The following is a 15,337-nucleotide window of genomic DNA, read 5'->3' as shown; positions in this document are numbered from 1 at the left end:
CTTTTGTCATTTCTGGAATAGATTGAATATCAATTGTGCGATTTAGGTACGGTTCAGTTTCTCATCCACAGGACTCTTAATCGGAACCATGTTCTTCACCAGTTAATTCGTTTCTTGCAACGTTACAGCCGCAAGACCGATGCTTCCTCCCCAAGAATTGGTGTGATGATCCGTGACCATACTTAGGCGTACTTTGATTTGGTCTGCCAAATTCAACGCTTTATACTTGATCGTGAATTTACCGATCGTGGAGCCGTTTACTTGCGAGAGTTGATCGCTGTAAAGGACCCTGCCATTGATTAAGAATTCCAACTTCATAACGGAGTCATAGGCCAACGGATATACATGTACTTGCTGTACTTCCTCGCTTGTCGGCAAATCAAATTCAAACCCTGCCGACTCGGAGCCGCGGTAAGTAATGACATGCTGATCCTCTGGCGCAGCTCCGTCAGCATCCGTTGCGTTAAAAGAGATTGGCGAATCAGTTGCGTTCCCGTCTCCGGCACCCAATCGCTTGAAGCCGGCAATGGAATTTGCGCCTTGCTTCCGAGCGAAGACATTCTCGTCTCCACTAAAATATTGCGTCCAATCCTTGGTACCTTCAGCCGTTAGATTCAACGTATTCCCTGTAAAATCTGCGACTGTACCAGCAACATAAGGCGTTGGTTTAGCCTCTTCTTGCAACGTTACAGCCGCAAGACCAGCGCTGCCTCCCCAGGAATTGGTGTGATAATCCGTGACCATACGCAGACGTACTTTGATTTGGTCTGTCAAATTCAATGCTTTATAATCGATCGTAAATTTACCGATCTTCGAACCGTTCACTTGCGAGATTTGATCGCTGTAAAGGACTCTGCCATTGACCAAGAAGTCCAACTGCACAACGGAATCATAGGCCAACGGGTATACATGAACTTGCTGCACTTGCTCGCTTGTCGGCAAATTAAATTCAAACCCTACCTGCCCGGAAGCACGGTGAGTAATGACATTCTGATTCGCTGGCGCATGTCCGCCAGCATCCGTAGCACTGAAAGAGATCGGCGAATCGGTTGCGTTCCCGTCTCCGGCACTCAATCGCTTGAAGCCGGTAATGAAATTCGCGCCTTGCTTCCGAGCGAATACATTCTCGTCTCCACTATAATATTGCGTCCAGTCCTTGGTACCTTCAGCCGTTAGATCCAGCGTATTCCCGGTGAAATCTACGACTGAACCAGAAACAGAAGCTACTTCCTGCGGCGACAGCGCCACAACTGTAATATTCTTCGACATTTGTACCGTTGTCCCATTATAAGTGGACGATATCTTCAGTGTGCCCTCTACGTTGAGGTGCGGCTGGATTGGATTCTTTACGGTACCATCTGACATTACTCCGTAGACATTGCCAGAATTAGTACTTTCAACAATGAGATTGCTGCCATACAGATTGCCTTGCACCGCGAAGTTCAAGTTCCCTGTAATGGCATCAAAGCTCTGGTTTCCATTCAACACGACGTCCCACGCAGCCTCAATATCCTTGGTGGCGCGTTCGCTGTCCGACATCGGCCTTTCTTCCGGTATCCCGCTGACCACATCACTGCGGGTACCTTCTGTTCCTGCCTTTACGCCTGCAACCGCTACGTAATATTTTTTGTAGTTAACCAAATTCGTAATGGTGTACGGCAGATTATTTGCTTCAACGACCTGATTCAATTCGGCCCGGTCTGTACCGTAGTAAATCCGGTAGCTGTCGATCGAATCCATTGGTTGTGCCCCAATGACAAGTTGGCGGTCGCTAGAGCTTACTGTGACCTTATCCATTTGTTGTGGAATCTCACTGCCGCCTTCGTACAAGAAAATACCTTTCAAGGAAATGGTACCGTTCAGGTTTCCGTGTTCAATCACATTTTCGACCTGCAAATAATTGCCGTCAGCGGAAGCTCTGTACGGAATTTCAACCAAGTAGGTTTGTTCTGTATCGTTTCCATACAATACCTGGCTTTGGCGTTTTCTGGAGCCATCGGACAGGCTGCTTTTAATGGTTACTTTAGCATTCTTTACCCCCACCAACACCTTCAATGTTTTCAAGGCGTTATCGGCGGGAACCATGAGCATAAAGCCTTCCTCTCCCTCGCTGTAACCTGCTTTCACAATACTCTTCGCATTGTTGAAGCCTAGCGCGGTCGCTTCTTGATTGTCAGCCAAGCTCATCGGATTTTCAGAAGAATTCGCTCGATAGCCAATGGTGTTGATATTATAGATCAAATTACCTTTTTGCAGCCTGTTCTGGATACCGTCTTTGATCTGCGCATTTGTTTGTGAGGTGAACACCACATAATCAGCCGCGTTAGCATCCAACTGTGCTTTGCTCAGATCGCTGTGTGCCGAATCAAATTTGTGAGCGCCAGCAGCCAGATAAGCTTCTTCCTCATCTTGGCCCGCAATGATGTAGTCATGGGTCCCCGCTTCAACTTGGAACGTTTTTTCCACACCATTGCTAGTTACATTCAGTGTAAAATCGTGTGACGCGGTGACTGTGATCTGCACCGATGAAGCAGCGCTTTTGCGCTTGGCGGCGGACAAGGAAATCCGATTCGCTACACCTTGATGCTTCATATAAAGATTGCTGATGCCGTGTTCTTCAACAAGGTTGATATTCCAATTCACCTTATTGGCCGGCGCATTCAATCTAACACCGATCACATCTTCAATCATGCTGCCTATCACCAAATCTCCGGTCCAACCGACAAAATGGGAGCGGGCATACTCATGGTCAAATTGTCGTTGCCCCATCAACGTATATTCGCTTGAATAATTCTCCCAGAAGGTAGCCTGCCCGATCTTGTCATCGGTTTTGCCAGCCTCATATACGTCGGTCAGCATATTAAGATGACGGATACCCTCCTGGAACGCCAACTCATTGTAACCGTAGTTATGCAATCCCTTCATATATTGATAAGACGTAGGTGCCCAAACAGCGCCTTCCCAATAGTTGCCCATCGGCCAAAACTTGCTGTTGGGGTTATTCGGGTTCGCATAATCATAGGTTACCGTAGATAAGCCGTTCGGACGGAACATTTTCTCCGAGTTCAAGGCGTAATTTCTAATCATCGAATCGGCGCGGTCGGGGGTAGCTACATTCGCGGCCATTGCCCACAATCCCGTTGGCGTAGCGATATTCGTGAAGTTTCCGTTCTGATCCAGGTTAAAATAAAACTTTCCGTCTTCAGACCATAACAAGTCATTAATTTTTTGCTTCAGTTCCTCGTATTTCGCTTTAAACGCCAGTTCTTTATTCGTGTCTCCCAATTCTTTGGATATAAGCGAAATGTAATATGCCGCTTGCGCCTGTTGAATGCTCAGATCATTATACGTTTGCGTCAGGTCGCCATGATCCTGATTCGGCGTATTATCAAGCCCGTTGGCGAGACCGGTCGTTTTACCGTATAAACCGTTGCTCATCGTCCGCGTTCTTTCCACGAAATTAAAGTGGGAAATGAGTCTTTCGAAGATCGTCTTTCCGTTGATCACTTTCGTGAAGCGATCGACATCTCCATGAACAAGGTACTGCTCCCATTCCGCCCACGCCCATAGAGGGGGATTTAGCGATTTCGGGTCATCGTATGCAGCGTTCCATGCCGCGAATTCACCGGTCACCTCGCTGACTTCGCGATCAATAAAGCCGTCATCAGGACCTGCGCTGTCCACTTGGTGATAGTAGAAGTTATCCAGCGAACTTAATGTCGGGAACTGATTCAGACCGTATTTATTAAACATCGTCATGAACATCGTGTCCCAGGCATAAATGTAATCGTTATAAGCTTCATCCACATAATACGAATTTGGAGTGGGATTTAATGCGCTCCTAGCTTTTCTGATATTCCCTTTATGAGTGTCCCAAGCTTTATCAAAGAGTTCTGCCCATTCCGGATGCTCCCCGAAATGCACTTTCGGGAGATCGGACATATCAATCTCATAGCCGCCGGCCACACGTACCGTCTTGTTCTTTGCTCCTGGTGCGGACAATTTGATGTAATCGATTTGCGTATATTGTTCTTTATTGGCAAACTTTAATTTATTGCTCCCTTGCTGGAGATTAACCGTAAAATCCGCAGATCCTCTGCCAAACATGGACCAGTCTCCAGTGTGGGGAGTGAGGATATCTACACCGTAATTTTGGCCGTTCACGAGCAAGATCAGCTTGGCATCGCCTCCGCCGTTAGCGTAGGAAAGATAAACGTTGTAAGGGCCGGCTGCCGGAACATTGACCGTCAACTCCACGTATCTGGACATGTCGTTAGTGGAGTCAATACCACCGACAAATCGGCCGCCGGAAGCCTGTATCGTATCGCCGATCCAGACGCCTTGACCCAATGCCCCATCCTCAGCTTCATAATATTCAGAATATTGGTTGCCGGAACCCTGACCACCAGAACCTTCGCCGCTGGAACCCTGGCCACCAGAGCCTTGGCCACCGGAACCCTGGCCACTATCGCCGATCCATACTCCTTTACTCAATTCCCCGCCCTCAGCTTTATAAATTGGATCGTAAGTCCGCGGCTGATTTGAGATCAAATTGTACATAATTTGCGCGCTTTCCGCTCTACTTTTAGCTTGTTTAGGCGCAATCTGCTCTCTGCCGATCCCTTGCAGCAAACCGAGAGCAGATGCTTTGTCGATGAATACCTTGGCCCAATCGCTGATTTGGGCTACATCCGTGTACACAGCTTTCACATCGGTATAGTAAGGACCGAATTTATACTCATAAGCCCGAACAACCATAGCAATGATCTCTTCTGAGGTAATCGTCCGATTAGGATCGAATGTGTTTGCCGATGTTCCAGTAACGATGCCGGATTCGAAGGCAGCCTCAACTACATCGGCAAACCAGTCTTGCTCCGCTACGTCAGAGAAGTTCGCCTTCTTCCCATTTGCCGAAAGCCCCAGGTAGCGAACCAGCATAGCCGTGAATTGAGCGCGAGTTACGAGCCCATCTGGAGCGAACTGGCCATAGTCGATACCGTTCATGATATGTTTCGCGCTGACAGTCTTAATCGCGTTGGCAGCCCAGTAATTGCCAGGAACATCAGTGAATGCCTGGCTATATTGCATAGCAGCGTAAAGACTGAAATGCGTTACTGCCGCTATCATAGAACCGTTATTCCATTCACCACCGACATATTCAAAGTCGCCGAAATTTGTCAAATTGTAAATTCCCGCTAGTTCAGGATTAGCATCCGAACCCAACGGAAATGATAATTCGATTGGTGCAGCGAAAGCTTCCGACGTTTTAGCGTTGCCGTCCGTATCTATGGCTTTCAACGCGAAGTCGTAGATTTCACTGGCTAAGGAGGCTTTCGAATCTTCCGGCACATTCAGCTTGTTGGCTAAGGAATCCCTCTCCTTTGAGTCCAACTTCTTTGCAATGAAAGCGATATGCGCACCTTTCGCTTTCTCTGCCGGCAACAAATCAGCCACCTGCCGCAGCACCGATGCAGGAATTTGCACGGTTACGCCGCTGCCTCGGATGACAAAAGCTTTCGCTCCTTTTATCTCACTGGCTCCTAGCGGCAGCAGCAGTTGATCAGCTCCGTCCGCCCATTCAATCGAAACTCGGCCATTGCTATCAGGCGCGAGATCATCCAACGGCATACTCCATTTTCCGTCAAGTACTTCGACTTGATGCGCCGTATCACCGGTGACCTCGAACGTGGCCGTGACATAGCTTTTAGGGGATTCTGCCAAATACGCTTTGGCTGTATACTCTCGATTATTGCCCGTTATCGGCGAAGTCCAATTCACCTTCAGCGTTCCGTATGAGGTCTGCGTTGGATAGCTGCCCACCGCAACTTTCTCGTTAAGGTGCCATATTTCCAATTCCAGCTTACTTTGCGTACTTGCCTTTGCATCCAGCTCTATCGTAAACTCGACGGATTCACCCGATGTAAACTTGGTCTTGTTTACGTTCAGCGTTTTCATGGAATGTGCACCCAGCTCCTCCGCAGAAACCCGCGATACCGACCCTAACCAATCGCCAGCCATTGCAAGGCCGCCCTGTATAACTAGCAAGAAACATAGCATTATTAGCAACTGTTTCTTCAACGAAGCATGTTTCTTCTTTCCTTTACTCTGCATTTCCATTTGCCCCTTCCTACTATTATCAACTTCCATTATAGTAGCGATAGAAATATTCGGTAACCGCTTTCATATCTGAAAAGGTGTCTTATATTCCTTGCATTTCTAAAATTCAAGACATTTTTTTCGCAAGGTGTCTTATATTTCGTTTTTACAATAAAAATATCCACTTCCCACTGTATACAAAAAAAGGAACCCAGCCAATAGGGCTGATTCCTTCGTTTTCGATGGATTTTCGGTCCACAGCCGCCGACCAAGAGCAAAGCGCTCAACAGAATTTTGCGTAAGCTATTCAACCTCCCTATGCTCGATTCCCTGACACTGTTCTCGGTATTCGGCAGGTGTCAAGCCGGTCATCTTTTTAAATAATTTACTGAAATATTTCACATCATTAAAACCCGATTCACTTGCTACCTCGTATATTTTCGTTGTTTTGTTTCTTAAAAGCTCTTTTGCCCGCTTCACTCTCAATTGAATCAAATAATCAATAAAATTTAGCTGTGTATGTTTCTTGTATAAAAGACTGAAGTAGTTCCGGCTGATGTGAACATGATCTGCTACAGTCTGAAGCGTAATGTCCTCTGTGTAATGCTCGTGGATGAATTTCATTGCTTTATCAATAACACTGTTCGTCGATTTATACGGCTCATCCGCTTCAATCGCTCTGCAGCATTCGTAAACACCTGAAAGCAAATTAGTCCATAGTTCATGAAAGGTCTCACTCTTCAAAAGCTGCCCACAATATTCAAGTAGAAGGAGCAAATCGATATGTTTACCCACAAGGCCTGAGAATAAATCGCATGCTTCCCTTTTAATATGTTCAGCCTGGATGCTTTCTTTCTTCCATTGCTGTAACCAACTGTTTAAACGGATCTCCATATCCGGTGCAAACTCCTTGATCTTCATTAGCAGTTCGGGATGATATGTATCCTCGAGCTGTGGAGAACCATCGGGACAGCTATGACTGTAATCATATAGGCCTCCGCTCCCATCAAAGAAGTGACGTTCATATACGTTGCAAGTCTTATGATAATTTGATAACCAGTTCTTCGGTTGCGATTCCGTGACATATCCAAAGGTAAGCCGTAAGCCCGTTCTCGTCTCCAGATTCTCTTTTAAATTCACGATGTTTGTTGTCAGCGGCGTCAAAAACACGATTTGCGATTCATTGATAACAATGGACAATCCATCGTTATCATGCAAATAAAACTGTTCCTGCAATTCCACCTTCAGCATACTTAAGTAAAGAAACCCTTTCTTTTCCTGCAATTCTTTGGTCCCGTTCAGTAAGGAAACGATCATCGAATAGCCTTTATCTTGATAAGCTTCTGATAAACATTGCGCAAACGTGTCTTCATCCATGTCTTGTGAAAGTACCTTCTTAAAATCATGCTCGGATTTTCTGCGCTTTACCTCTTGAACGTTTTGTTGAAACCGAGATACGCTCTGATGAAGCAAACGGTCTTTCTCGATCAATTGAATGGCACGCTCCAGCAGCGCTGCAAGCTCCTCTGACTCAATGGTAGACTTCAGTATATAGTCAATCGCCCCTAGCACCACGCTTTCCCGAACATAATCAAAGTCACTATAGCTGCTAATAAGGATCACCTTGATATCAGGCCACTTTTGTTTCGCTTGTCTCGTTAGCTCCAATCCGTCAACCAATGGCATCTTGATATCTGTAAGAAGAATATCAACCGGCTCGACCTCCAAGGCTTGAAGCGCCTCCGCCCCATTGGAATATTCACCGGCAAACTGCAGCCGCTCATCCTCCCAATTGATAGTTGCCTTCACACCAGCTCGAATAATCAGTTCATCATCCACGATCATCACTTTGTACATGACGCTCTCTCCTCTCTTCATGTGTTAGTAATGGCCATTTTTATTAGCTTTAGCTGGACGACTGCACCTTGTCCGGCGTTACTGAATACCTCCATTTCCGAGCCCGGCAGAAAATAAAGATGGATCTACATGCTTCAAACCGATGCCTACCTCGGAAAAGTCGCGTCTATGCTGTAGCCGGGATAGCATTCCAACTGCTCATCACCTATTCCCATCCCATTATTGCTAATCTGTACAACGATATTTTCAGGGGAATCTGTAATCGTAATGTTGATTTCTCCGTTCTGACCGCTTGGGACAATAACATGAAAAATAGCATTTTCCACAATCAGTTGAAAAAACATTCGTGGAATCATAAATTCGAGAGCCTCCGGGTCGACTTCGGTACGCAAGGTAAAAATGAGATCATAACGAAGCTGTAAGATATCCGTATATTTAGCGATAATGTCCAATTCTTCTCTTATCGGTACCATCATACCCGTTTTCCCCATATACGCTTCCATTAGACGGTTAAAGTTTGTGATCCCTTCATATGCTTTGTTTTCATCTCCAAATTTAACCAGCGAGCGAATCGTATTCAGCGTGTTAAACATAAAATGAGGATTGATTTGGTGAGTAACCGCTTGCAACTCCGCTTTCCGAAAAATAAATTCAAACCTATCATCGCGGCGAGTAAGCGATCCCTGATCTTCTGAAAAGGTGCCTGCAATTCAAGCATCTTTTCTTCAAAGCGGCCTCCTAGACCTGAATTGTCAGCAGCACTATGATACTCCATACCTTGTCCGTATGACCTGAGGGCTAGTAAAAAGCGACCACAAGTAAATGAATCTTTAAACAGAACAGCTAGTAAAAAAGAAGCAGCAACAATTTCTGCCGCTTCTTTAAATTAATAGAATCTATCGGTTTATCAGATTCAGCATCCGATCAATTGCTTGTGCAATCTCTGCACGGGTGCTTGGGTTCAGAGGAGAAAACTGACCGTCTGTATTTCCTACAAACAATCCAGATGAAGTTGCGAGACGTACCGCCAGCCGAGCCCATTCAGCAATATCTGAAGCATCAGAATACTCAGCAGTAATATTGCCTGCAGCCTGTCCTCCGGCATATTGATACGCCCGTAAAAGCAAGACCGCCAATTCCTGGCGTGTGACAGGTGCATCAGGTGAGAATTTCTCCGCCGTCCGACCATGAATTAGTCCGTTGCTGTAAGCGGCTGATAACTCCGCCGCGTACCACGAGGAGTCAGGCACGTCTGCAAATACAGCCTTGTCTCCGCTAGTCTGAAGACCCAGCGCACGCACCAGCATAACTGTAACTTCCGCCCGTGTAATGCTTACGGATGGAGAATAATGATTCGCTGTCCTGCCAGTAACGACGTGTTTGGCCACCAGTGAAGATATTGCTTCGTAAGCCCAATGGGTACTAGGCACATCGGAGAATGTTTTCAACCTCTCATAAACAGCGAACTCACCTTGATTGTTCAGTTGGGCCTGCAGGGTGCCGGCAGAAGAATCAAATACTCCCCCTGCGTACCTATATAGCCCATCTCCCTGTTCTATGATGTAGAGCCCCAACAATTTCCCCTTAAGCTTAGCATTCGTTACCTCTAGTTTCACAGTCGCTTGCAGACTCAATCCCGGCGTCGCTAGGCTTTTTCCGTTTTTATCTTTGATTCCTAACACGAGTGTGTACACCTTGCTTTTCAGAGTATACTCCTGAGAAGGGCTCAAAACACCGTTAGACGGAGCCCCCGCCTTGCCTATTCTCAGCTCAAGATAAGCCCCTTTACCGCTAGAATCTGCCGCGGCAATCTCCTTCAGCTTGTCTGCCTTCCAAATCATTGAGAGTCCATCTGTTTGGATGACCAAATTGCGTGAGCCAATTAATTCTCCAGCATTTAGCGGTAGCAGTATGGATTTTATCTGCTCATTTATTACAATATCAACAGTTTCACCTTGAGCGGATTTCAGCTCTTGCTCGGAGATCATCCGTGTTTCACCCATCTGCACCGCAGTCGCTACCGGCGCTGCATCTGCCGAAGTTCCTGGCTTTGCCGGATTTGTTGGCGTTGGTGAAGGTTCTGGTGTTGGTGAAGGTTCTGGTGTTGGTGAAGGTTCGTTCCCTTCATCTGGGAACAGCTTCTGAACCTCTGACTGCCGCGGTTGATAATCCACCACAAGCATCGTCCAGTATTCGACGCTTGGAACATTCAACACAATCTGATCTCCATCCCAAGTGTAATCCAATTCCTGCATCGTTCCCCCGTTTAGATCAGGGGTTGCCGCAAAAACCTTGAGTCCAGAAGCATCTTGAGCAGACAGGCGAACCGGATAAGTCACTTGCAAATTGTGCTGCACATCCGGCTCATTGGCTGAATTTCTCCAGTTAGAGTCATTGTTCAGCAGGTTCACCAGATGGACTACATCATAGGATTGATAACGTTCGTTCTTATTGTCAGATCGAACAGTGTACCATAGCGTATTTTCTGAACCGTCTCGGCTCAGCTCAACCTGCTGTCCCGCGGTATCTTTGACAGCAATCTCTCTATCATTGACTGCCTGGCTGTCATACAAGAGATTTTCATACGCGGCAAAGAATTTGTAATAATCCTTCATTATTGTCTTGGTGCTCTGATTCACCTTTTTACTGCGGTTCGGATAATACTCGTTGGCAAGCATATTGGGCCCTTCAGCGATATGATCTGCCGTTCCGAGTTCAATATGAGTTGCCCCCATAACTGAGAGCGCAGCGTCCATTAACCGAACGGACGGCTCGTTGAAATAGCCTGCAGTCACACCCCGGAGTTGGATCATGCCTGCTGTGTCATCCTCTTCCATTTTCAGCGTGATCTTGTGGTTACCTTCTTCCATATACGGTACAATCACATAGGCCTCTTCGGAATAATCGTCCAGACTGCCTGTGCCGTTAAATGCAACGTCAAGATCATTGCCATTGCTGTCCTTCGCCCGTACGCCATCAATATAAAGGGAGCGGTTTGTATACTCTCCGGCATTGGAGTACGTAAAGATCAGGCTTTGTTCTCCCGATTGAGGAATGGATATCGGATAAGTAACCTGCTGTCCTACCTCGCTGAAGTTGAGTACCGTATCCTTATAAAGGGAGAAGGCCGAATCATTTTTCTCCTGAGTGGATTCCGCTTCGTACATTCTGGTTATTGCTTCCGGCCCATCACTGGTTACTTTCAGTTTGTCCACTTTGATACCGCTGTCTGTCCCTTCCGTCATTTGAATCACAATCTGATTCCACCCTTGAACCAGGGAAATTCCGGTTTGGACTGTTTCCCCCCATTGGCTGCCTGACATTGGTGCAAAAGATGCCAAGGTTCCTGCAGGATCGCCTGAATACACGCTGCGGCTGACTGTTGCTGCTCCATTATTCTGATAGACCCAACCGAGTGTATACAGTCCAGCTTCAACCGCATTTACATTGAATACTATCCGGTCATTCTCATTGTTGAACTCCGAGACATAACCGACAACCGCAACTACACCATTCTTCATTTCTGCGTCGCCTGTACTGTATTCATAATCACCGGCGACAATCCCGCCAACATTAATATACTGTCCGGAGGATTCCATCTTCAGTGTAATCTTGTGCTTCCCGGGCGGAATGTTTACGAACAACTCTTTTGCTTGCATAGGACCATCCCATTCTCCCGGCGTCTTAGCAAAAGTTATATTCTGGGCATCCGGAGCAGGCTCTCCATCAACAAGCACCGACATAACCGGACTGTTGCCTCCATGGTACATAACCGTCAACGTGTTCAGCTGCTGTTCGGCATACACCGAGTATGTTACCGTCTGGCCGCTTTGGCCGAAATTGTCAGTTTTGCTCTCCGTGAAAGTAACGCTGTTGGTCTGCGGCAGTTCAGCTTCAGCTGCTTCATATCGCTGTCCATTAAGGGTCATATAGCGTAACTTAATACCCAAGTCATCTTTGGGAGCCTTCAGTGTAATCGTGTTGACGCCTGCATTCAGATAGACGCTTGCCATATTCTCCTTGCGGGCAAACTTTGTCCAGTCTCCCTGTCCAAGGAAAGAAACTTCGCCTTGGGATAAATTGTTGACCATGAGTGTACGGCTGACTTCCTGCCAATCGGAAGCGTAACTAAATCCGAGCGGGTAGTTACCCTCAGTAGGAACCTGTACATGGAATGTCACATAATCATTTTTGGTATCAAAATAGTAAACATGGCTGTACTGGTCCACCTTTACGGTATCGAGTTTTGCATCCACTGCATCGTAAGATTGCTTAATGTCTTGTCCTTGTACCTCGAGACTATGCAGATTAAGCCACAAACTGTTCGTATTCAGTGTAAGCTTAACCGTATTGTTACCTTCCTTCAGCGTTGCCGTCACTTCGGCTGTCGCCGAAGGATTCCCCCAACCGGTGTTAGCACTGAATGGAATTGCAGCAGCCGCAATTTCATTGTTAACAGTAAGCTTTCCTTCAGGGTAACCTGAGTCGTTACCCTGTCCATAATGGAGAAGAAGCTTATACATACCGGTGGCAGGCGCATTAACCGTAAATGTAACCGCATCCGTATCCTTGCGACCGAAATTCCCTACCCAGCTGTCCTGAACTTTGGAGATCCGGGATTGATAATTTACAGCAGCAGGAACATCCTCGGCTTCCGTTCCACGTGTTTTCACACCTGTAGCCTCTTTCATATTCATATAACCCGCAATTACCATTGCCTTGCCGCCGTTTTTCGCCCGTGTATCCTCCACTACCTTCTGAAGATCACTGTACTGATTACGGTCATGCCATATTTCGCTGTAATCAAAGTCCGTCTTTGTATCCGGATCTGGCACAGCACTGTAATCTAAATTCCCTCCCACCATGTTGAATGTGACATCACTTTTTGCCGGATTATTTTCTACCAGTGATTTTTTAACCGAGTTTATCAGCTTGTCATAATCCAGGGAATAATAGCGTTTATTTCCATTGTAATCATAGAGATGACTATTATCATTGGCTCCCCATTGGTCCAGATGGATGCCGTCAAATCCAAAGACATTTACAGCACGGTCAAACTGTTTGGTAATATAATTCTGCCACTCTACATTCCCAGGATCCTGAAGATAGAGGGCTGTTTCTTTACCGTTGAAATCGAAGTGATAACCGTTTTGGCTCTGCTGCGGATTGGTTTTATCAATATTTTCACTGCCATAAAGCCCCCACTCCGGACTAACGCCATAGTCTTCATAATTTTCCCGAGCCGCATAGTTCATCTCATAAGCCATTGCCGCTGAGCCGTATTTCTGGGCAGCCTCTACCTGCTGTTTAATCGTAAGCGGATACAATTCCCGGTTTAACAGATCCAGATAATGAGTATCAGCGTTGATCTCCTCATCGACAAAATTTCCTTCACTGTCCTTTAGCGGTTTACCATCTGCATCAGTTTTGGAGTAAACGGACACATCGTGTCTCCACATCCAGTCATAAAATTGATAACCATTAAGATAATAATCTTGTGACAACTGTTTTAGTTTGGCATCACTCTGCGCTGCAGTCTCACTGCTGAATTCACTTGTGTACCCGTATCTCGGGTATCTCTTCCAGTCACTTGAAACATCTATAGCCGCCGTAACATAATCATGATCAGCTGCTCCGCTTACCCACGCTTTTACCAGATAACCGGTAAAATCATCATCAGGGGTCTTCCATTTAATCGACAAGTCACCTTGTCCTTTCAAGACGGTAATCGGTTTACTCCCTTTGGCGATCAGCGTATTCAGGTTGTAGATCTCAACGTTCAGCTTTCCCTGCCACTGTTCGTCATCCTTCAATTTGAGGATAAGTTCGGCCTCTTCACCTGGGGAATAACGAGCTTTACTGACCCCAAGGTATGTAATCGCTTTCAAAATTGACTGATTGCTTAATGTGCTCCCACTCTCATTGTCTGCATGCACCGTTGATGGTCCCAGCGGACCCGCAGACAGAGGGAGTGCTAACTGCGCCGAAAGGATAAGTGTGAGTAATGCAATGTAAGGCTTCTTCTTGTTCACCATTATATTTCCTCCATCTTGTGATTTATTTAGAATAGGACACATTGCCCAGTCCTACTTCTATATTGTTTATGAAGCAAGTGTCTTTCCGTCAGCAATTAGATCAACCGTAGTATAAAAAACTATATTTTGACGAGATTTATATTTAGAAAACAACTTTATGTCACATCGTCTGAATGTCTCTGAAATGAATGTAAACGTTTACCCAATAAATAATATAAAAATCAAATTATTGTACGCACTGTTTCCCGCTCAACAATATAATGATTCATGAGAGTGCTGTTTGGTAATTCCAGAGGTTTCTCTATCATAGATAATAACTTTTCCACCGCCAATCGCCCCATTTGATCCAACGATTGATGTACTGTTGTTAAAGGAGGAGATATAATTTTTGATAACATCAAATCATCGTAGCCAATCATAGAAAGATCCTCTGGTATTTTCAACCCTTTCTCAAAGGCCTTTCCCATGGCTCCAATTGCCATTTCATCACTAGCTGCAAATACTGCAGTAAACGGCGGGGCTTCACTCAATAGTTTTTCCATAGCCACACGGCCACTTTCCATATGAAAATCTCCGTAAGCTATTCTGGCCTCGTTAAATATAAATCCTTGTTCCTCGAGCGCTTGCCGGTAACCTTCCACACGAGGAATTCCCGCTATCATATCAGATGGCGTTCCAGCAATCATAGCAATATTATAGTGCCCTTTATTGATTAAATAGGAAGTAGCTTGATAGGCAGCAAGTTTATCATCTACTTTTACAAAAGGGATGGTGTACTTTGAAGAATATGCATTGACGAGCACTAAGGGAGTTTTCTTCTGTCGTAATTGAAGATAATATTCATCCTTCAAAACTTCGCTTGTAAATATTACTCCGTCCACTTGTTTTTCCTGGAGCATCTCCAGACAGTTTTTTGTTCTTTTGCCATCCTCACCAGTATTGCAAACAATGACCATATAATCCTTATCATAGGCAGCCTTTTCAATCCCATGAAGAATACCACAAAAAAAATCACTTGCTACGCTGGGGAAAAGCACTCCTAAAGTTCTTGTTTGTTTATTAATGAGTCCTCTAGCTACTCCGTTAGGATAATAACCCAGTTCTTCCAGAGCCTGAAGTACATTGAGCTTAGTATTATGAGAGTAACCTTCTAGATTATGAATAACCCTTGATACTGTACATACTGAAACATTGGCTGCCTTAGCCACATCTTTAATTGTTGGAGTAATGACACTTTCCTCCTTCTTGCGAATGCATTTAACTATAAAATAAACGTTTGCATCCTCTGAGCCCTTAATCTCAATAACAAACGACTCGCCCTCCTTATCAAGGGAGAGCAAAGTCTTGAC

Annotated in this window: 5 protein-coding genes; all 5 read right to left on the bottom strand. The window is 45.7% G+C overall.

Annotated elements, in window-relative coordinates; all coding sequences use genetic code 11:
* Positions 1-102 precede the first annotated feature (102 nt).
* Positions 103-6,111 carry an MGH1-like glycoside hydrolase domain-containing protein gene (locus MKZ09_RS07900; protein ID WP_179089631.1) on the bottom strand — a complete coding sequence of 2,003 codons (6,009 nt, stop codon included), beginning with the start codon at positions 6,109-6,111 and terminating at the stop codon, positions 103-105.
* A 288-nt stretch (positions 6,112-6,399) separates the two neighbouring features.
* Positions 6,400-7,953 carry a response regulator transcription factor gene (locus tag MKZ09_RS07895; protein ID WP_076207794.1) on the bottom strand — a complete coding sequence of 518 codons (1,554 nt, stop codon included), beginning with the start codon at positions 7,951-7,953 and terminating at the stop codon, positions 6,400-6,402.
* A gap of 146 nt (positions 7,954-8,099) precedes the next feature.
* Complete coding sequence (locus MKZ09_RS07890) at positions 8,100-8,582, bottom strand: sensor histidine kinase (RefSeq protein WP_076207797.1); 483 nt, start codon at positions 8,580-8,582, stop codon at positions 8,100-8,102.
* A gap of 267 nt (positions 8,583-8,849) precedes the next feature.
* Complete coding sequence (locus tag MKZ09_RS07885; RefSeq protein ID WP_076207799.1) at positions 8,850-13,988, bottom strand: glycoside hydrolase family 66 protein; 5,139 nt, start codon at positions 13,986-13,988, stop codon at positions 8,850-8,852.
* 221 nt (positions 13,989-14,209) lie between these two features.
* On the bottom strand, positions 14,210-15,328 hold the full coding sequence (locus tag MKZ09_RS07880) for a LacI family DNA-binding transcriptional regulator (protein WP_341040784.1): 1,119 nt from the start codon (positions 15,326-15,328) through the stop codon (positions 14,210-14,212).
* Positions 15,329-15,337: the final 9 nt, after the last annotated feature.

It is taken from the genome of Paenibacillus sp. FSL R5-0908, from assembly GCF_038006245.1.
GTDB lineage: Bacteria > Bacillota > Bacilli > Paenibacillales > Paenibacillaceae > Paenibacillus_AQ > Paenibacillus_AQ odorifer.
The sequence above is the reverse complement of the archived record's forward strand: the minus strand, read 5'-3'. Positions and strand labels throughout refer to the sequence as shown.